The sequence below is a fragment of the Nocardiopsis exhalans genome (assembly GCF_024134545.1).
Taxonomy (GTDB): Bacteria; Actinomycetota; Actinomycetes; order Streptosporangiales; family Streptosporangiaceae; genus Nocardiopsis; species Nocardiopsis exhalans.
Map to the genome: position 1 here is coordinate 5,807,868 of NZ_CP099837.1, position 19,675 is coordinate 5,827,542.

At 70.3% G+C, this 19,675-nt stretch carries 13 protein-coding genes; 4 read left to right on the forward strand and 9 right to left on the reverse strand.

Annotated features, from left to right (window positions below):
• Positions 1-204: 204 nt before the first annotated feature.
• Both NE857_RS25690 and ilvD read left to right on the forward strand, forming a co-directional pair.
• Positions 205-990: a nuclease-related domain-containing protein gene (locus NE857_RS25690; protein ID WP_254422093.1), complete on the forward strand. Its 786-nt coding sequence runs from the start codon at positions 205-207 to the stop codon at positions 988-990.
• Positions 991-1,232: 242 nt separating this feature from the next.
• Positions 1,233-3,095 (forward strand): dihydroxy-acid dehydratase, encoded by a 1,863-nt coding sequence (gene ilvD / locus NE857_RS25695; RefSeq protein WP_301184256.1) that lies wholly within the window; start codon positions 1,233-1,235, stop codon positions 3,093-3,095.
• Positions 3,096-3,108: 13 nt separating this feature from the next.
• On the opposite strand, the gene NE857_RS25700 is transcribed toward ilvD, so the two are convergent.
• Positions 3,109-3,315, reverse strand: a complete 207-nt coding sequence (locus NE857_RS25700) for an FmdB family zinc ribbon protein (RefSeq protein WP_254418026.1) — start codon at positions 3,313-3,315, stop codon at positions 3,109-3,111.
• 153 nt (positions 3,316-3,468) lie between these two features.
• Entirely contained in the window at positions 3,469-3,969 is a 501-nt protein-coding gene (locus NE857_RS25705; RefSeq protein ID WP_017584743.1) for an HNH endonuclease, read from the reverse strand.
• Between the two features lie 378 nt (positions 3,970-4,347).
• On the opposite strand from NE857_RS25705, the gene NE857_RS25710 reads away from it, so the two are divergent.
• Positions 4,348-6,441, forward strand: coding sequence for a prolyl oligopeptidase family serine peptidase (locus NE857_RS25710; protein ID WP_254418027.1), 2,094 nt, complete (start codon positions 4,348-4,350; stop codon positions 6,439-6,441).
• A gap of 218 nt (positions 6,442-6,659) precedes the next feature.
• Positions 6,660-7,097, forward strand: a complete 438-nt coding sequence (locus NE857_RS25715; protein WP_254418028.1) for an acyl-CoA thioesterase — start codon at positions 6,660-6,662, stop codon at positions 7,095-7,097.
• Positions 7,098-7,746: 649 nt separating this feature from the next.
• Here NE857_RS25715 and NE857_RS25720 read toward each other — a convergent pair.
• From NE857_RS25720 to NE857_RS25750, 7 genes are all read right to left on the reverse strand, one after another.
• Positions 7,747-8,298, reverse strand: a complete 552-nt coding sequence (locus NE857_RS25720; protein ID WP_017583517.1) for a globin — start codon at positions 8,296-8,298, stop codon at positions 7,747-7,749.
• A gap of 229 nt (positions 8,299-8,527) precedes the next feature.
• Positions 8,528-9,292: an arginase family protein gene (locus NE857_RS25725; RefSeq protein WP_254418029.1), complete on the reverse strand. Its 765-nt coding sequence runs from the start codon at positions 9,290-9,292 to the stop codon at positions 8,528-8,530.
• 187 nt (positions 9,293-9,479) lie between these two features.
• A complete protein-coding gene (gene ettA / locus NE857_RS25730; RefSeq protein ID WP_017583519.1) occupies positions 9,480-11,144 on the reverse strand; it encodes an energy-dependent translational throttle protein EttA in 1,665 nt (554 codons plus the stop codon).
• A gap of 362 nt (positions 11,145-11,506) precedes the next feature.
• The gene (locus NE857_RS25735; RefSeq protein ID WP_254418030.1) at positions 11,507-12,625 is read right to left on the reverse strand and encodes a DUF4192 domain-containing protein; all 1,119 of its coding nucleotides are present in this window, start codon (positions 12,623-12,625) and stop codon (positions 11,507-11,509) included.
• A gap of 97 nt (positions 12,626-12,722) precedes the next feature.
• Positions 12,723-14,078: a GGDEF domain-containing protein gene (locus NE857_RS25740; protein WP_254418031.1), complete on the reverse strand. Its 1,356-nt coding sequence runs from the start codon at positions 14,076-14,078 to the stop codon at positions 12,723-12,725.
• A 695-nt stretch (positions 14,079-14,773) separates the two neighbouring features.
• Positions 14,774-17,770 carry a GTPase gene (locus NE857_RS25745; RefSeq protein WP_254418032.1) on the reverse strand — a complete coding sequence of 999 codons (2,997 nt, stop codon included), beginning with the start codon at positions 17,768-17,770 and terminating at the stop codon, positions 14,774-14,776.
• Positions 17,767-19,656 carry a dynamin family protein gene (locus tag NE857_RS25750; RefSeq protein WP_254418033.1) on the reverse strand — a complete coding sequence of 630 codons (1,890 nt, stop codon included), beginning with the start codon at positions 19,654-19,656 and terminating at the stop codon, positions 17,767-17,769. Before NE857_RS25750 ends, NE857_RS25745 begins: the two co-directional genes overlap by 4 nt.
• Between the last annotated feature and the right edge of the window lie 19 nt (positions 19,657-19,675).

Below are 19,675 nucleotides of genomic sequence, written 5' to 3' on the forward strand. Positions count from 1 at the left end.
GAGGTTAACCGGGTAGGGCAACGGGCACCACGGCGGTGAGGCGGGACCTCTCTAGAGAGACGACGAAAAGGCAATCCTTCCCCGTTCTCGCGCCCAGAACACGTATGGACGCAAGAACACAAGGGAAGAAAAGTGTGAGAAGTAATGCACTAGGACTCAGATATGGATGGAACTAACCTGTCCGTCGTGGAATCGGCAACCAGTGTGAACGGTCGTAGCCCATCGTCCGACGGGTCGGAGCCCGAACGGCCCGAGGCCCTCTTCTTCCCCAACCAGCGCAAGGACTCCAGCGCGTCAGGCGGCAAGGCCCTCTACGGAGCCCTGAAATCCAACGACGCCGCGCGCAGGTGGACGGTGCGGAGCGTGGCCGCGGCGGCTGCCGCGGGCGCCTTCGGCATGCTCACCGGGGACTGGAGGGTCGGTGTCACCTTCGGACTCATCGCCCTTGTCTCGGTGATGGTGTGGAACGCCCGGCGTGAGTCGGAGATCCCCCGCTGGCGCAAGCCCTCGGCCGCACAGCGGCGCACCGAGGCCCAGCTCAAGCTCATGAAGCAGCTCGGTTACCGCGTGCTTCACGCACGCGCCGTACCCGGTGGCAACGGCCAGATCGACCACTTCATCGTGGGTCGGCGCGGCGCGTTCGCCATCGACTCGGAGTCCTGGGACAAGCGTCTCCCGCTGCGCAACAAGCTGGAGAAGCTGTACCACGGTCGGTTCAGCAAGAACGAGCGGATCGACGAGGCCCTGGAGGAGGCCAAGCGCGCGGAGGAGCTCATCAGCGAGGAGCTCGGCCGCGAGATCTCGGTGCGCGCCTCCCTGGCCATCTACGGCCCGGGCATGCCCTGGGACAGCCACCGGCTTCGTGGCGTGGACATCATCACCGGGACCAAGGTCCGCAAGTGGTTGCGCAGTGGGCGCGACCGGCTGAGCGAGACCGAGATCGAGGAGATCTACCAGGCGGCGAAGAAGGCCCTGCCACCCCGTTACTGACGCCCCGCCCCGTTCACCGCCCCTGCCGCACTCGGGCCCGGAACCAGCCACACCGCCGTGGCCTCCGGGCCTTACGTATGTCCGTCCAGGCCCGAAACCGCACCCGACCTCCCCGCGCGATGAGTCCCCCACCTCCACAAATCTCAACATCCGAAACGGCTGTCTCCCGGGGCGAGACCGAAGCGGTTCGCCAGGGGGACTACCATCAAGGGGAAACACCCGTAACGATGGGAGTCCACCCTATGCCCGCCCTACGCTCACGCACGGTCACCCACGGCAGGAACATGGCAGGCGCGCGCGCTCTCATGCGCGCCACCGGCGTAGAGCGCGAGGACTTCGGCAAGCCCATCGTGGCCGTGGCCAACAGCTTCACGGAGTTCGTGCCCGGACACGTGCACCTGCGCGAGGTCGCCGAGGTCGTCGCGAACGCCATCCGCCAGGCCGGTGGCGTGCCCCGCGAGTTCAACTCCATCGCCGTCGACGACGGCATCGCGATGGGCCACGGCGGCATGCTGTACTCGCTGCCCAGCCGTGAACTCATCGCCGACTCACTCGAGTACATGGTCAACGCCCACTGCGCCGACGCCCTGGTGTGCGTGTCCAACTGCGACAAGATCACCCCGGGCATGCTGCTCGCGGCGATGCGCCTCAACATCCCCACCGTGTTCGTCTCAGGCGGCCCCATGGAGGCCGGGAAGGTCACGGTGGTCGAGGGCACCGCCACCACGGTCCGCAAGCTCGACCTGATCAACCCCATGATCGCCGCGGCCGACGAGAGCGTCTCCCAGGCCGAACTCGACGAGATGGAGGAGAACGCCTGCCCGACCTGTGGTTCCTGCTCGGGCATGTTCACCGCCAACTCGATGAACTGCCTCACCGAGGCCCTGGGGCTGGCCCTGCCCGGCAACGGCACGGTCCTGGCCACCCACACCGCCCGTAGGGCCCTCTACGAGGACGCCGGGCGCCTGGTCGTGGAGGCCGCCAAGCGCTACTACCAGGATGACGACGACTCGGTGCTGCCGCTGTCCATCGCCACCCCGGCCGCCTTCGGCAACGCCATGGCCCTGGACGTGGCCATGGGCGGTTCCACCAACACGATCCTGCACCTGCTGGCCACCGCCACCGAGGCCGGTGTGGACTTCGGGCTGCCCGAGATCGACGAGGTCTCCCGCCGCGTCCCGTGCCTGTGCAAGGTCGCGCCGAACACCGAGAAGTACCACATCGAGGACGTGCACCGGGCCGGCGGCATCCCCGCCATCCTGGGCGAACTGGCCCGCGGCGGCCTGCTCGACACCTCGCTTCCCACCGTGCACGGAAAGACCATCGGCGAGTTCATCGGCGAGTGGGACATCACCTCGGACACGGTGCTGCCCGAGGCCGTGGAGCTCTTCCACGCGGCCCCCGGCGGTGTGCGCACCACCAAGGCCTACTCGCAGAGCGTGCGCTGGGACACCCTGGACACCGACCGGGAGAAGGGCTGCATCCGTTCGGTCGAGCACGCCTACACCAAGGACGGCGGCCTGGCCGTGCTGTTCGGCAACCTCGCCCCGGACGGCGCGATCGTCAAGACCGCCGGTGTGGAGGAGGAGCTGTGGACCTTCTCCGGGCCCGCCAAGGTGTTCGAGTCGCAGGACGACGCCGTGGACGGCATCCTCAACAAGCAGATCGAGCCCGGTGACGTGGTGGTCATCCGCTACGAGGGCCCCAAGGGCGGCCCCGGTATGCAGGAGATGCTCTACCCGACGAGCTTCCTCAAGGGCCGCGGTCTGGGCAAGGCCTGCGCCCTGATCACCGACGGCCGCTTCTCCGGCGGCACCTCCGGGCTGTCCATCGGCCACGCCTCCCCCGAGGCGGCCGCGGGCGGCGACATCGCCCTGGTCGAGGACGGCGACACCATCAGCATCGACATCCCGAACCGGGGCATCGTGCTGGAGGTCGCCGAGGAGGAGCTGAACACCCGCCGTGAGCGACTGCTCAAGGAACTGGGCCGGTTCCAGCCGCGCGACCGCAAGCGCCCGGTGACCGCCGCGCTGCGCGCCTACGCGGCGATGGCCACCTCGGCCTCGACCGGCGCGGCGCGCGACGTCAGCCAGATCGAGAAGTAGGCAGGGCTGGTCCTCAGCCGCAGCAGCCGCCCCCGCAGCAGCCTCCACCACCGGAGGGCGCGGGGGCGGCGGCGCGTCCGCCCACCGCGACGGTGGACAGCAGCCGAACGGTGTCGTCGTGCCCCTGGGGGCAGTCGGCGGGGGCGTCGGACTCGGCCATGGGCCGGGAGAGCTCGAAGGTGTCGTCGCACTCGCGGCAGCGGAAGTCGTATCTGGGCATGTCCCAAGGATAGGGGCGCGCCGTGGTCCGGCTCCAGCCCGGACTCCGTCTCGGGCAAGGGGACGCCCCCGGGGAGCCGAGGGGGTCGGCTCCCCGGGGGCGTGGTCCGGGCCGGGTGGGACGCCCTGGGGTTTGTCCCGGCCCCCGCTGCCGCTATGCGGCCAGGTGCGCCATGTACGGCTCCCACTGGGGGTCGCCGTGCAGGTCACCGTTGATCAACCGCCAGTGGGGGCCCTTGGGCACCTTGGGGGTGATGTGCAGCTCCCAGCCGATCTCGTCCAGGAACTTGTCCGCCTTCCGGTGGTTGCACGGCTTGCAGGCCGCGACCACGTTCTCCCACACGTGGGCACCGCCGCGGCTGCGCGGGACGACGTGGTCGATCGTCTCGGCCTTCTTCCCGCAGTAACCGCAGGTGTGCCGGTCCCGCCGCATGAGCGCCACCCGGGTGAGGGGCACTCTTCGGCTGTACGGGACGCTGATGTAGCGCCTGAGCCTGATCACCGACGGCACGTCATAGGAACGTGTCGCCGAGTGCAGCACCGCCCCCGCGCCGTCATCGTGAACGACTTCCGCCTTTTCCCGCAGAACGAGCAGAATGGCTCTGCGCAGGGGCAGTGTCGTCAGTGGTTCAAAGCTGGCGTTGAGCAGCAGCACGTGTCGGCGGGCGGTGCCTGGACCACCCTCCCTGCTGCGTCGGGCGCTCATCGCGTCGCCCCGGCGGCTGTGTTAGCCCGCCGTGTCTCTTCCCCAGCCAGCCGTTCGGCCAGCCAGGAAACCTCCCTGTGCACCGACCCGAGGATCGGTGTCTCCGTACGCCTTGCCACACGGACCTCCCGGTGGTTCCCGCCGAGTTGCGTCCCGCATTCAGTTTGCTTGCTTGGACCGCTCCGGCGCCACCCCAATTTCCGTCGGACCACCCAGAAAACACGCGTTGTCGCTTTCTGGGACCCATTGTGCGTCCGGCAAACCCGGATTCATGCTCTCGCCGCGCCGAACACACACAGTGAGATAACGGTGGATAGGGTGCGAAGTATGCGCGAACTCCGCTATCCCCCGGCCACACGGCTGGACATCCAAGAGACCCTGCACGGCCACACCGTCCGTGACCCCTACCGGTGGCTGGAGGACGCCGACTCAACGGAGACCAAGGAGTGGTCCTCCGCCCAGGACGGCCTGTACAACCAGCTGTCCGCCGACTACGAGACCCATGGTTGGTTCGCCGACCAGGTGCGCTCGCTCATGGGCGCCGGACACGTCGGAGTACCGGTCTGGCGCGGTGAGCGCCGTTTCGTCACCCGCCGCGCCCCCGGCCAGGAGCACGCGGTGCTGCACGTCCAGGACGGTGCCGGGGCCGAGCGCGTCCTGGTCGACCCCGGGGCGCTCGACCCCTCCGGCCTGACCACGCTGGACGCCTGGCGACCCTCGCCGGACGGGCGCCTGCTCGCCTACCAGCTCTCCGAGGGCGGCGACGAGGAGTCCCGCCTGCGCGTCATCGACGTGGACTCGGGCGAGCTCGTGGACGGCCCCATCGACCGCACCCGGTACAGCCCGGTGGCATGGCTGCCCGACGGCTCGGCCTTCTACTACGTGCGCCGCCTGCCCGCCGACCAGGTCCCCGACGGTGAGGAGTCCTACCACCGCAGGGTCTACCTGCACCGGCTGGGCGCCCCCGACGACCAGGACGCGCTCATCTTCGGCCAGGGCCGCGTCAAGACCGAGTACTACGGGGTGAGCGTCAGCGAGAACGGCCGCTGGCTCACCCTGACCTCCGTCAAGGGCACGTCCTCGGCGACCAACGCCTGGATCGCCGACCTCGAGGAGGGGCCGCTGGAGAGCCCCCGCCTGGTCACCGTCCAGGACGGTGTGGACTCCGACCTGAGCCTCCACGTGGGCCGGGACGGCCGCCTGTACCTGTTCACCGACCGCGAGGCCCCGCGCGGGCGCCTGTGCGTCACCGACCCGACCGCCCCCGGGTACGAGAACTGGACCACCCTGGTCGCCGAGGACCCCGAGGCGGTCCTGGAGGGCCACACACTGCTGGACGGGGAGGAGCTCGACTCCCCCGAGCTGCTCCTGGTCTGGAGCAGGCACGCGATCAGCGAGATCAGCCGCCACGACCCCGGGTCCGGCGCGCGCCTGGGCACCCTGCCGATGCCGGGCCTGGGCAGCCTCGGCGGGCTGAGCAGCCGGCCCGAGGGCGGCCACGAGGCGTGGTTCGGCTACACCGACAACACCCGCCCCTCGTCCGTGTACCACTACGACGCGCGCAGCGGGGAGGTGACGCCCTGGGCCGGCCCGCCCGGTGAGATCGACCTGCCCGACGTGCGCACCGAGCAGGTCGCGTTCACGTCCAAGGACGGCACCACCGTGCGCATGCTGGTGGTCTCCCCCACCGCGCCCGCGGAAGGCCCCCGGCCGACCATCCTGTACGGCTACGGGGGCTTCCAGATCTCCCTCACCCCTGGATACTCCGCCGCGATCCTGGCATGGGTGCGCGCCGGGGGCGTGTACGCCGTCGCGAACCTGCGCGGCGGCCTGGAAGAGGGCGAGGAATGGCACCGGGGCGGCATGCTCGCCAACAAGCAGAACGTCTTCGACGACTGCGCCGCGGCCGCCGAGCACCTGATCTCCAGCGGCACCACCAGCCCGGAGCGGCTCGCGATCATGGGCGGCAGCAACGGCGGCCTGCTGGTGGGCACCATGATCACCCAGCGGCCGGAGCTGTTCACCGCCGCGGTGTGCTCGGCCCCGCTGCTGGACATGGTGCGCTACGAGCGGTTCGGGCTGGGACAGCTGTGGAACGTGGAGTACGGCAGTGCCGAGAAGCCCGAGGAGCTGGGCTGGCTGCTGGGCTACTCCCCCTACCACAACGTCCAGGCGGGCACCCGGTACCCGGCCACCCTGTTCACGGTGTTCGACAACGACACCCGGGTGGACCCGCTGCACGCCCGCAAGCTGTGCGCCGAGATGCAGCAGGCCACGTCGGCTCCGATCGAGGAGCGACCGATCCTCGTCCGCCGTGAGGCCGAGGTCGGGCACAGCTCCCGATCGGTGAGCCGCAGTGTCGCCCTGACCGCGGAGCAGCTCGCCTTCCTCGCCCACCACCTGGGGCTCTCGGTCTCCTGACCCACCCGAGCCCGTCAGCTCTCCCCGGCCCGGGTCCGGGCCGGGGAGAGCAAGGACACAGGAATCGGACACCCCGCACCGGGGTTCCCCGGAGGGTCCTTTGCGACAATCAAAGGGTGCCAAAGGCGTGTCCGGTGCGTCGCGACAAGCGTGTGACCACGGGATACGCCCGACCCCGGGGAGGACATCCGGGAGAACTTCGGGAGAGGATCCAGGACGTGACACAGATCGAGGCCGAGAGCCCCACCACCGCCGGGCCCCAGCGGTACGTACACCTGGCCCAGGTGCGCTACGCCGACCTTGACCCCCAGCAGCACGTCAACAACGTCCGGATGCTCACCTACCTGGAGGACGCCCGCGTCGGGTTCCTGCACTTCGGCATCGGTGACGGCCGCCCCGACGCCTTCGGGGCGACGGTCGTGGCCCGCCAGGAGGCCGACTACGTCGCTCCGCTGCTGCCCCGCACCGACCCGGTACGCGTGGAGCTGTGGGTGACCGAGGTCCGCAACGCCAGCTTCAGCATGTCCTACGAGATCCTCGACGACGAGCGGGTCTACCTGCGCGCGAAGACGGTCCTGGTCGGCTTCGACGTGGCGACGCAGAGCGCCCGGCGCCTCAACGACGCCGAGCGCGCGCTCCTCAACAAGTACTCCTGACACCCGCGGGCCACGCTCCTGGGGTACCGGCCCTGGGGAAGCCGGGGTGTCCGTAACCTGCGCCTGAGGCTGTCCGCTGCTTCCGAAACCCCCTCATCCCCGATGATCTTGCTACCAGAAGCAAGTTCGGCGCCGATTTCGCTTCTGGTAGCAAGATCATCTTCGAAACAGGGGCCGAAACTGTGCTCGGGGGCCTGACGGGGGCGCGGTTGTCGTTCGCAGGCAGGCGTGACCGGCCGCGACACGGCCAGGCGGTGGGCACCGGCGTGTGGAGGGCACCGGCCGAAGGCCGAGGTAGTTGCCGTTGGGCCCCTTCGGGGCCCGTTGGCCACCCCGACCACATCTCCCCCGTTTCCCGACAGCCGCCAACCGCCGTCGCAGCGAAGCGGGTCAAGGTGGAGCGCCCGGAGCGAAGCGAGGACGAACGACCTTGACGCGCGCAGCGCAGACGGCCACCATCAAGCGGCGGGAAACGGGGGAACCGCAACCCGAACCGCAGGCCCCACACAGGCCCCACCCCGAATGCCCTGCCCGAGCCTGACACAGAGAAGCCTCCCCATGTCAGGCTCTCCGCTTCTCCGGGCCCCCACGCTGCGGATTCGCCAACAGCGTCCAAGGGATCCCGGGCCCGCCCGAGGGGGCACGGGGGTCAGCGCTTCAGGGAGATGGTGACGGCCTCGCCGTCGTCATCGTCTCCCGACGTCCGGCTGTCGCGGCTCACCCTGCCGTCGCCGCCCACGCGCAGCGAGGTCGGCTTGGCCACCGCGGGGGGCGTGGCCTCCCCGGGAACGTTCACCATGCTGTGCGCGGCCATGACCATGTACTCCCAGAGCTGGCGCTCCAGGACCTCGTGCATGTCCAGGGAGTCCACCGCGGCGCGCATGTGCTTGAGCCACAGGTCGCGCTCGGCCGCGCCGACGCGGAACGGCACGTGTCGCATGCGCAGGCGTGGGTGGCCGCGCTGCTCGTTGTAGGTGCGGGGACCTCCCCAGTACTGGATGAGGAACAGACGCAGGCGCTCCTCGGCTGGGCCCAGGTCCTCCTCGGGGTACATGGGCCGCAGCACGGGGTCGTCGGCGACGCCCTCGTAGAAACGGCGGACCAGGAGGGTGAAGAACTCCTCACCGCCCACGGCCTCGTAGAACGTCATCTGCACGGGCTCATCGCCCGCGCCCTGGTGGTCATCACGCGCGGAAGTCATCGGGTCCAGGGTATGCCACGTTCACGGTCCCTCTCCTGGGCGGGCCGACAGGGAATAGTCACGGGGTCGGAGGGATTTTCCCGTCTTCGGTCCCGTCGGGTCCGGGGCTCGGTCACCATGAGCCGCCACCCCTAAGGCCCCGGTGGCCCTGACAGCCCGGACAACCCCGACAGCTCCGGTGGCCTCGGCCACACCAGCACACCAGTGGTCTCGTGCACGGGTGCGTTCCTCAGGAAATGTTGGCCAGGAGCTCGGTGAGCAGGCGGGCGCGGACGCCTCCGTCGGCGTCCAGTTCCTCGTCGGCGCGCCAGGTGCAGCCCACGCTCAGGGCGACGACCCTGCCGGTGTCGAGAATCGTACGGACAGCTGAGAGCACCTCGCCGGTCCGGGGGCCGCCGTGGGCGGGGAACAGCAGGCCGGGGGCCTCGGCTGCGTCGATGACGTCCAGGTCCACGTGGAGCAGGAGGGGGCCCTCGGGGAGCGTTCCGGGTTCGATGTCGGTGACCTTGCTCTGCCGTATCGCGGAGGTGCGCAGGTACTCCTCCTCGGGCGGGTCGAGGTCACGTCCGTCCACCAGGAGCAGCCGTTCCTCCGCGATGCCCCGGAGCCCGAGCCGGTCGGTGGCCGGATCCGGCCGGTAGCCCGCGAGCACACGCAGCGGGATCCCACCCTCGTAACCGGAGGCGCTGGTCTCCATGGTCTGGACGTCGCCGTGCGCGTCGAACCAGACGACAGCCGGATCCACCCCCGCGCGCTGCACTCCGGCGGCGGTTCCGAGGGCCACCATGCAGTCGCCGGACAGCACGGTCGGGATCCGCCCGACCCAGACCTGGTCGGCCACGCGGTCGGCGACCTCCTCGTGGAGTGCCGCCATCCGGACCCACCGGTCGGCGTCCGGCAGATCCGGACGCACCGTCACCGCCCCCGCGGGTAACGGGAGCCGGAAAGCGGGCAGGTGGTCGTCCAGGTGGTAGGGCACGCACAGAATCGTCATGCCAGGACCATAGTGACGGGAGTGCCTGTCAGTACAGGGTTTTTCGCACCTGAAACACCGGCGGGCACCGGATCGCCGGAGGACCGCGAAGGCCCCGCCGGCCGGACGGATCCGGCCGACGGGGCCTGTCGGTGCCGCTTGACCGCTGAGCGGTTGCTTCGCTGATCGCCTGGCCGCTGTCCGGTGCCTAGTCGCGGGTCAGCTTGCGGTGGGTGACCGCGTGCGGACGCGCGGCCTCCGGGCCCAGGCGCTCGACCTTGTTCTTCTCGTAGGACTCGAAGTTGCCCTCGAACCAGAACCAGGAGGAGCCGCCCTCCCAGGCGAGGATGTGCGTGGCGACGCGGTCCAGGAACCACCGGTCGTGGGAGGTGATCACGGCGCAGCCCGGGAAGTCCAGGATGGCGTTCTCCAGCGAACCGAGGGTCTCGACGTCCAGGTCGTTGGTGGGCTCGTCCAGGAGCAGCAGGTTGCCGCCCTGCTTGAGGGTGAGCGCCAGGTTGACCCGGTTGCGCTCACCACCGGAGAGCACACCGGAGGACTTCTGCTGGTCCGAGCCCTTGAAGCCGAAGGCGGCGACGTAGGCGCGGCTGGGGATCTCGACCTTGCCGACCGTGATGAAGGACTCGCCGTCGGAGATGGTCTCCCAGACGTTCTTGGAGTCGTCGATCCGACCCCGGTACTGGTCGACGTAGGAGGTCTCGACGGTGTCACCGACGGTGATCTTGCCCTCGTCGGGACTCTCCTCACCGACGATCATCTTGAACAGGGTCGTCTTACCGACACCGTTCGGGCCGATGATGCCGACGATGCCGTTGGGCGGCAACGAGAAGCTGAGGTCCTCGATGAGGACGCGGTCCCCGAAGCCCTTGGTGAGGTTCTTGACCTCGACCACGGTGTTGCCCAGACGCGGACCCGGCGGGATCTGGATCTCCTCGAAGTCCAGCTTGCGGGTCTTGTCGGCCTCGGCGGCCATCTCCTCGTAGCGGGCCAGACGCGATTTGCTCTTGGTCTGGCGGGCCTTGGCGTTGGAGCGGACCCACTCCAGCTCGTCCTTGAGGCGCTTGGCCTTCTTGACGTCCTTCTGCCCCTCGACCTTCAGGCGGGCCTGCTTGGTCTCGAGGTAGGTGCTGTAGTTGCCCTCGTAGGGGTAGAACTGGCCGCGGTCCAGCTCCAGGATCCAGGTGGCCACGTGGTCCAGGAAGTACCTGTCGTGTGTGATCGCGATGACGGTGCCCGCGTACTTGGACAGGTGCTGCTCCAACCAGTTCACGCTCTCGGCGTCCAGGTGGTTGGTGGGCTCGTCGAGCAGCAGCAGGTCGGGGGCCTCGAGCAGCAGCTTGCACAACGCCACGCGGCGCTTCTCGCCACCGGAGAGCTGGGTGACGGAGGCGTCTCCGGGCGGGCAGCGCAGGGCGTCCATGGCCTGCGCCAGCTGGCTGTCCAGATCCCAGGCGTTGCGGTGGTCGAGCTGCTCCTGGAGCTTGCCCATCTCTTCGAGCAGATCGTCGGAGTAGTCCGTCGCCATCTGCTCGGCGATCTCGTTGAAGCGGTTCAGCATCGCCTTGGTCTCGGCGACGCCGTCCTCGACGTTCTCCAAGACCGTCTTGCTCTCGTCGAGCCGCGGTTCCTGAGCGAGCAGACCCACGGTGAACCCGGGCATGAGCCGCGCCTCACCATTGGACGGCTGCTCGATGCCGGCCATGATCTTCAGCAGCGTCGACTTACCCGAGCCGTTCGGGCCAACGACACCGATCTTGGCTCCGGGCAGGAACGACCCCGAAACGTTGTCAAGGACGACCTTGTCGCCGTGCGCCTTGCGCACGTTTTGCATGGTGTAGATGTACTCCGGCATGCCTCCCAGCCTAGGGCGTCAGGGCGTGTGCCCAGACCTGTCGGGACTCCGAATCGTGACGATCCGCAGGAGTCCGCACCATCCCGGATCGGGGCTCCCCGGCCGGCACCGAGTACGACCTGGCCGGGTGGGGGTGAACGCCCCCTCCGGACCCGCCGACGCGGCCCTGTTTACCTCCGCTGTTCACCCCGTCCTCGAATCCCACCTCTCCCACTCACGACCGGTCCGCAAGGGGCAGCGTTATCGCTCGCCACGCAGACCCGGGCCTCCACCGCTTCCGTTCATGCCCGGGTGGCCCGAGGGTGAGGGTGTTCCTCGCCCTGCGCAGGAGGTGCCACGGGAGCGGCGGCACCGGTCGTGCTTCACAGTGGTATCTGGGGGCGGGCCGGTCTGGAGGGGTCCGCTTCGTCCTCGGCCCCGGCCTCCTCCTCGCTCTGGTGGTCGAGGCGCTGGGCCAGGAAGCCGCGCCAGCGTTCGGCGGGCAGTCCCCACCGCAGCGCCCGGGACATGAGGACCGCCATCGCGTAGCCCGGGTCCGCTGTCAGGGCGAGGTCCAGGGCGGCCCGGGCCAGGTCGTGGTCGTCGTGCTGCCAGGCAGCCACCGCCAGCAGGGCGGCCGGGGCGGGGAGGTGGCGTTCGGGGACATGGCGGACCAGCCTCGACCACAGGCGCACATGGAGCCGTGCGGTCTCCGGGGTGATCCGGGTCCACACCGCGTCGCGCACGCGGAGTTCGGTCAGGTGGACCCCCAGCCGCCCCAGGGTCTGCGAATCGGTGACCCGCCGCCGACCCTCCTCGCGCAGCGCGTCCAGTACCTCGAGGGTCCGTCGTTCGGCCCCGTCCCCCTCGGACGCCTCCGCCTCGGCCGCCGTCGCCGCCTCGGCCACCACCTCCCGCAGCTTCCCGCGCACGGGGTCGAGGAGGAACCTGATCCGCGCTGAGGGCCCCTGGTCTCCCGGGACCAGCCCGCGCAGGACCGCCTCAGCCGGGACCGGTGAGATATCCGGGTCGAAGCGTACCCCTTCGTCCGGGCAGCACCCGGGGTCCTGGCAGAGATAGGACCAGTAGCGTCCCCCGGTCACCCGGAGCGCCTCCAGGACCTGGACCCCTCGGACACGGGCCGCCTGGAGGAGGGAGTGGATGTGCGGAGTGACCCGCTCCGGTTGACCGAAACCGGCCACGAGGAGCGCGCTGCCGTCGGCTGCCAGGGCCGCGGACACCGCCGCCCCACCGCTCCGTTCCGGGGTGAGGACGTGGTCCAGGTGGTCGAGTCCGCCGTAGAGGATTCCGAGCACATGGCCCTCAGCGACCACCAGCGCGACCACCGCGTCGTCCAGGGGCTGGGACACCAGGTAGGGCAGGGCTGCGAGAAGGTCCGCCGGGGTCCGCAGCCGAAGTGGGCTCGCTGGGGAGTTCGGGGGCTGGGAGGGGTGGGAAGGGTCGGCGGGTTCAGGGGAGGTTCCATGCTGATCACCGGGCATGGTTCCACGTTCGGTTACCGGGCGCGGAGGCGCAACCAGCCCCCGCGAACCTGTGGATAACCCGACCGGACCGCCCTTCCTCCGGCGTTCTCAGAGTTCAGGAAGGGTCACCCGGGTTGCTCGTGGAATCGGAGATCTCTCCCTCCCGGGGGCCGGGGATCTTCCCGGACACCTCGGGGCGCCCGGCCGGCAGGCACACGCGGTCGCGGCCGGTCTCCTTCGCCCGGTAGAGCGCGAGGTCGGCGGCGGTCAGCAGCTCGACGAGGTCGTCACCGTGGTCACCGGCCACGGCCACCCCGATCGAGATGGTGATGGACACCAGGACGTCGTCCACCGCGATCTCCATCCGGCCGACCTGGCAGCGCAGGCGTTCGGCGGCCTGCCAGGCCTCGGTGGTGTCGGCCCCCGGCAGCATGACCACGAACTCCTCGCCGCCGAAGCGGCCGAGCAGGTCCGACTGGCGCAGCTGCTGGGAAATGGTCGTGGCGACCCCGAGCAGGACCTGGTCGCCGAAGAGGTGCCCGTAGTTGTCGTTGACCCGCTTGAAGTGGTCGATGTCGACGATGAGCACCGCCGCGCGGCCACGCGTGGAGTGGGCACGAACGATCTCGGCAGCCGCTTCCCTCTCCCAGGTGGGTGCGTTGAGCAGGCCGGTCTTCGGGTCAGTCCGGGCCGCGGCCCTCAGCTGCTGGTAGACCAGGCTGCGCTGCAGCAGTAGCACCGGTGGAACCGCGATCACCAGCAGGAACAGTGAGAGCTGGGCGAGGATGGCGACGGTGACCCCGACACATAATTCGGCGGAGTCGACCAGGATCCCCTCCCTGTCCCACAGGTCGCGGATACCGCCGGCGACACCGCCGAGCTTGCTGCCGAAGAACACCAACAGGCTGTTCAGGGCGGTGAACCCGGCGCAGCAGGCCAGGGCCAGTGCCGCGCCGCTGAGGCTGAGCAGGGCCTCATGGGAGTTCGGGGAGCCGCTGATCCCGGCTGGGAATCCGACCTGACTCCCGTGCCAGGCCACTGAGGCGATGAACCCCGAAACGCCCACGACTGAGGCGTTGAACACCCGCCGGTGCGGCACCGTGTGACTGCGGCGGTGCCGGAGCATCAGGTAGATGGGGATCGGGATGAGGAGTAAGTACACCGGCGGCAGAAGGAGCATCGCGGGGAACCACCAGGCTCCCAGGAGGTCCCGGCTGACCCCGGCGGGCATGTCGATACGGCTGACCGCAGCTATGCATATCAGGGCGGAGACCACGAGAGCGAGCAGCAGGGCGACGTCGATGAGCCTGAGGGTCGTCTGCGCCGCGGCCACCCCGAACAGGAACAGCGCGACGAAGACCATCAGAAACACAAAGGCCACCAGCCCGGGGGGCTGCTGGAAGATCAGCCAGGTACGGCGCTCCCCCGGGGAACTCTCATCGGCCGCCACCGGCTTCTCCGAGATGCTCACCGCTTCGTCCTCCCTCCCGGTTTCACCTTCTACCCTCGAACCCTTGGCTACTCTGATGTACTCACCGCCTCCCACGGTTCTCCTTTCGACGAACCGGATTCGCCCCGCGTTCCCTCGCGGTGCCAGTCGGTGACCAGGGGGGTTAGACATCCTTCCTGGTAGGCGCCGGGCAATCACGCCGGCACTACTTTACATTACTTTGGGTAATAACTTAATTGCCGATTGTATGTACCTTGCAGGCTGAGGCTACCTTAGTCCTCACCCTCTGTTCCAGGGGGCTTGGTTAGCGTGACAAATTGGGGCATCCTGCCATAGGGCATCGGCGGTTCCGGCCGGAAATCTGGACCGGTCCGTCGGGCACCGTCTTGTCCGACGCACCGACCGCCCGATCCCCGTCAGTACTCAGCACTCAGCACTCGAACCCGTAGGAGCATCAAATGGCGAAGAAGATCTGGAACTGGCTCTAAGTCCCCCTCCCTGACACAACCGGGGGCGGGCACCCCTCAGGCTGCCCGCCCCCGATCACTTCGGGTCGGTCGAGGTTCACCCTCGGCCGACCTCTCGTGTTGTGGTCGCTGTGTTCTGTTGTGCGCGCCGGGACCGTATCGATCCCGAGCCCGCTTCGCGGCCCGGACCTCCACCGGCCCCTCACCACGGCGCGCGGTTCAAGCCCTGACGGCTCAGTTCCTGAGGGCTCAGCCCTTGACCCGGGCCACCTCGTAGGCGGCCCGGAAGGCCCGATAGCGCGCGAGTTCGTTCTCCATCTGGGTCACGACCCGGACCCCGGCGATCTCCCGGACCCGTCCCTGTGCGGCGCGCTCCACGTCCTCACGGCGCTGGACGGCGGCCACCTCCACGAGATTCCCACAGCCCACCCCGGTCAGCCAGCCCACCAGGAGACTGGCCAGGAGCAGGGCGCCCGAGTAGGCGATGAAGACCGGGTCGTCGAACATCCGCAGGCCGGTGATGCCGCCGCCGAGCCAGCTCAGCAGGGACAGCAGGGCCCAGGCGAACCCCGCACCGGCCACGGCGAGCAGCGCGTACTGCACCGCGCGGGCCGTCTTCCACCACGAGGGGCTGCGGCCCGGATCGCCGACCGCGCCCGCGACCGCCTCACCGAGTTCGGTGGGCAGTTCCGCCACCCCGCTGCGGGCGGCCGTGCGCATCCGGCGGCGCCACGGGCCGGGCATCTGCGCGGACACCTGGTCGGCGGCCTCACCCAGAACCGTCTCCAGTTCGGCCTCGTGCGCGTCGACCGGACCGCCCACACCGGGTTCGTCCCGGCGCAGGAAGTCAAGCTGGACCGCGGCGAGCGGGTCCTTGCGGAGCTTGGCGACCTGACGGGCCACCGGCCAGCCGACCCGGCGCTTGCCGCGGCGAACGTCGTTGGTCTCCACCACGTCGGCCACAGCGGTGACACCGGCAGCCTTGGCCAAACCCTCCTGGATCCGGGACCGGACCTGGGCGGGCACCGTCTCGGGGATCTCCCCTTCGCCGTAGAACTCCTCGAAGGGTTCGATGACCTGGTCCAGGTCGGCGACCAGGCGGTCGACCAGGGCCCGGCGCTCGATGACCGTCTCGCTCAGGAACTCGCGCACCTCGCGGATACCCTGACCGGTCACGGTGGACGTGGTGATCACCCGCGGGTGCACACCCGACTCCGTTTCCAGGAGGCGGCGCAGGTCGGTGAGGAGCTCCTCCAGCTCGTCCGGCGCGACCTTGTCCACCTGGTTGAGGACGGCGACGGTGACCGCACCATGCCCGGCCATCTTGGCCAGGTAGCGGTGGTGCACGGCGGCGTCGGCGTACTTCTGCGGGTCGAGCACCCACACGAGCAGGTCCACCGAACCGATGAGCCGGTCGGCCTCCGCGGTGTGCATGCTGCGGACCGAGTCGTGGTCGGGCAGGTCGAGCAGGACCAGGCCGGTCAGCTCGGAGTTGCCCGTGTCCAGGACGCTGGTGCGCGAGTGCCGGTAGCGCGTGGGCACGCCCAGCCAGCTCAGGAGCGCGTCGGCGCCCTCGTGCCCCCACACGCAGGCGTGCGCCTTGGACGTGGTGGGGCGGGTGACGCCGGTCTGGGAGAGTTCGAGCCCGCACAAGGCGTTGAACAGGGAGGACTTCCCGCTTCCCGTGCCTCCGGCCAGTGCCACGACCGTGTGTTCGCCGGACAGGCGCAGGCGCGCCCCGGCGTGGTCCAGCAGCTGTCCGGCCCGGCCCAGGACCTCCTCGGGCAGGTCCTCCTGGCCGAGTTCGACGAGGGTGCTCAGGGCGTCCAGCCGCTCGATGAGCTCGGCGCGGCTGGTGGTGCTGGTGGGCTGCCAGTGGTCGTGGCTGGTGGGGCGGTACTCCTCTTCGTCCGTTGCCGAGCCGGAGTCGTCCTGTGCCTGGCCACCCACGGCCTGTGGCCCGGTGTCGGGGCCAGGGGTGCCGGAACCGGAAGTGTCGGGGCCGGTCCGCGGTGCGGTGGTGTCGGCCCCGATCGCCCGGAAGGCGCCCGAGACGGCGGAGGGTCCGGGGACGCGGCGGGGCAGGGGTTCGGGGTCGTCGTCAGCGGCCTCACCCTGTTCCGGGGCCGCCGTACCCGGCTCGGCGGCCCGGGCGCTGTCGCCGGTGGCCCCGGCGGCCGCGGGGGCTCCGGTACGCGCGGTCTCCGCCGTACCGCTCCGGGCTTCCTCCGCGTCGGTGCCCTCGGCCCGCTCGTCGTCCTCGGGGCCGGGAACCCAGGTGGCGGTGGTCTGCTGGGCGACGCCGGGGGCGGGGCGGGAGGTGTGGCGGCGGGGGCGCTCCCCCTGCCCGCCGCGCTCCGAAGCGTGCTCGGCGCCGCGCTCCGCGGCGGCTTCGGCCGCGGGATCGACGGCAGGGCCGTCCGGCCCGTCGTCGAGCAGGTCGGCACCGGGGGTGCGGTCGTCGGTCCGGTTGGTGGTACGCCGGGCCGGACGCCCGTCCTGGCCGTCCAGGCGTTCGGTGTCCGGGGTGACCACCGGGAAGGCACCGGTGTTGCGCCCGGCGATGCGGGTGTCGTCGGCGGCCTCGGTGAGACTGCCGACCCAGCCCGCCAAACCGTCGGGGTCGTCGTGGTCGGCCTCGCTGCGGCGGCGCCGGTCCCCGTCACCGTCCACGCTTTCGGCGCCGCCCTTGTCCGCTGCGGCGGCGGAGGGGCGTGCATGGCGCCCGAAGCGACGCTGACGGGCCCTGGCCGCTTCCGGCGACTCCTGGTGAGCCTCCGATAGCTCTGGGGCGCTGGCGTCGCTCTGAGAGTCCTCCCGGGAGGTGCTCTGTGCCGTGCCCGCTCCGGACGGGTCCGGGTAACCGGTGATTCCGTCGTAGGCGGGCGGCTCGAAGGCGGCCGCCTCGGAGGCGGCCCGTTCACGCTCCTCGGCGTGCTCGGGGTGTTCGGGCACCGGCATCGTGTAGCCGCGCCAGGGACCGCTCTGGTGGGAGGCGGGTTCCCTGGTCGGGGTGGAGGGCTCCGAATCCGGAGCGGAGCGCTCGTCGTTCCAGGGGCTGTTCGCCGCGGAATCGTGCGCACCGGAATCGTGCGCACCGGTTCCCCGCGGGTCAGGTCCCCGGGGTCCGGGCCTCTCCGAGGCGGCACCGTCCGCGGCGGGTCCGCTCTCGCGCTCCTCGCTTTCGTCGCGGCTCGGACCCGGACCGTTGCCCCCCGTGTGGGCGGGGTTCCACTGAGTTGTCATCTTGCAATCTCAAGGTTGTACGTGGCCTGGTAGAGCTGGACGGCGCTGTCCTCGGACGGGATGCCCGCCGTCGACAGGGCGTGGTCGAAGGGCGCTCGCTCGTGGGTGAGCAGCCCGAGCACCCGCTTGCGCAGGTTCTCCCGCGCGGACCCGCCGATGCTTCGCAACGACTGGGCGCCGAACAGCCCCTTGAGCAGGCGCTGCGGGGACGGCCCGGAGGTGTCGGCCGCGTGGGTGCCGCCTCCGGAATGGGATCGTTCGTAGCCGAGCAGGTCGATGATCATGACCAGGGCGACGATCTCGTGGTCGAAGGTGACGAAGCGGGCCACCGATCGTTTGGTGGCGCCGTTGGCCGCGGTCATCTCCGCGATCTCCCGCTGCCACTCGGAGATCTCCTGGCGGACCTGCTTGGCGAGCAGCCCGCTGCCGGGCTGGTCGAGGGCCTTCTCCGCCAGGTCGGCGCCACCGGGGACGTCCCGCCAGCGCTGCTCGATCTGGTCCGAGGCGCGCTCGTTGGCGGAGACCACCAGGGCCTCCAGGGCGTCGCGGACGGCCCGTTCCAGAGCGCTGACCCGCTGGCCGCGCTCGGCCTGTTCGGCGCGGCCCTTGCGGGCCCGCTTACCGCGCAGGCGCAGGCTCTTGGCGAGTTCGCCGCTGGCCGCGACCTCCTGCCACCGGGCGAGGAGGGAGCCGCGCAGCAGGGTGCCGTCGCCCAGGGCGGTGTCGATCCGGGCGGCCGCGCCAGCGTAGGCGTCATCGATGTCGGCGCCCAGGGCGCGGCCGGTCTCGATCTGCGCCTCGACCTGCCGGGCGAGTTCGGGGACGCGGCTGCGGAAGCTGTCGATGACCCCGATGAAGGTGCGCCGGGAGACCCGGTCACGCTGTTCGGCCTCACCGGCCACGTCCGCGAGGTAGTCCCGGATGTGGTCGGCGACGTTGGAGGTGAAGCGTTCGCCCTCGATCTGGTCGGTCTCGGGGATCGCGAAGCGGGCGGCGTTGCCCAGGCCGTTGGCCTCGAGCATCGCGCCGAAGTGGTCCAGGAGCTGGCGGCGGCCCTTGCGGGGCACTCGGGAGAGCACCACCGCCAGGGAGGTGTCGCGGTCCCGGGCCACCTGGAGGAACTCCCACACGCGCGCGTCCGCGTACCGGCCGCTGGTGGTGACGAACACCCACAGGTCGGCGGCGTCCAGGAACTTGGCGGCGAACTCGTGGTGGGCGGCGACGGCGGAGTCGACGTCGGGGGTGTCGAGCAGGGCCACGCCGGGGGGCATGGCCTCGGTGGCGGCGAGCACCAGCATGCCGTCCTTGCCGGGCATGGCCAGCCCCTGCTGGCGCACCCGGGGCAGGGAGGGGATGAAGGAGGCTTCGCTGAACCAGTCGACGTCGGCGGGGTTGCAGGCCAGCACCGGACTGTTGGTGGTGGGCCGACGCACGCCGGTGGTGGTGACCTGCTCGCCGACCAGGCTGTTGACCAGGGTGGACTTGCCGGCGCCGGTGGAACCGGCCACGGCGATGAGCAGGGGGATGTCGGGGCGGCGCACCCGGGGCAGGACGTAGTCGGAGAGCTGGGCCAGGACGTCCGACTGGAGGACCTCGCCCTCCTCGGCTCCGGCGATCCCCGGTGCGAACTCCAGGTCCCGGATCTGCTTGCGCAGCGACTCCAGTACCTGTTCGAAGCGGTCGTCCTCGTTGGCCGGGGCGCGGTGTTTGGCGGGTCCGGCGGGCACGGGGACCGTGGGCCCCCGGCGTTCGTCGGGCACACCGGCCAGGTGCACGGATTCGGGGCCCGGTGCGGCGGGCTGGGCGGAGGCGGCGCCCGGTCCGGTTCCGAACCGGTCCGAGGCACCTTCGCCCGAGGCGTTCGGTGCGGCCGACGGCCGGGTCATGATCGGTATGCCCTCCTCA

Excerpts from the sequence above, each read along its gene's own strand:
- ilvD (WP_301184256.1), top strand. The coding sequence starts at position 1,233 with ATGCCCGCCCTACGCTCACGCACGGTCACCCACGGCAGGAACATGGCA.
- NE857_RS25700 (WP_254418026.1), bottom strand. The coding sequence starts at position 3,315 with ATGCCCAGATACGACTTCCGCTGCCGCGAGTGCGACGACACCTTCGAG.
- NE857_RS25710 (WP_254418027.1), top strand. The coding sequence starts at position 4,348 with ATGCGCGAACTCCGCTATCCCCCGGCCACACGGCTGGACATCCAAGAG.
- NE857_RS25720 (WP_017583517.1), bottom strand. The coding sequence starts at position 8,298 with ATGACTTCCGCGCGTGATGACCACCAGGGCGCGGGCGATGAGCCCGTG.
- NE857_RS25725 (WP_254418029.1), bottom strand. The coding sequence starts at position 9,292 with ATGACGATTCTGTGCGTGCCCTACCACCTGGACGACCACCTGCCCGCT.
- ettA (WP_017583519.1), bottom strand. The coding sequence starts at position 11,144 with ATGCCGGAGTACATCTACACCATGCAAAACGTGCGCAAGGCGCACGGC.
- NE857_RS25735 (WP_254418030.1), bottom strand. The coding sequence starts at position 12,625 with ATGCCCGGTGATCAGCATGGAACCTCCCCTGAACCCGCCGACCCTTCC.
- NE857_RS25745 (WP_254418032.1), bottom strand. The coding sequence starts at position 17,770 with ATGACAACTCAGTGGAACCCCGCCCACACGGGGGGCAACGGTCCGGGT.
- NE857_RS25750 (WP_254418033.1), bottom strand. The coding sequence starts at position 19,656 with ATGACCCGGCCGTCGGCCGCACCGAACGCCTCGGGCGAAGGTGCCTCG.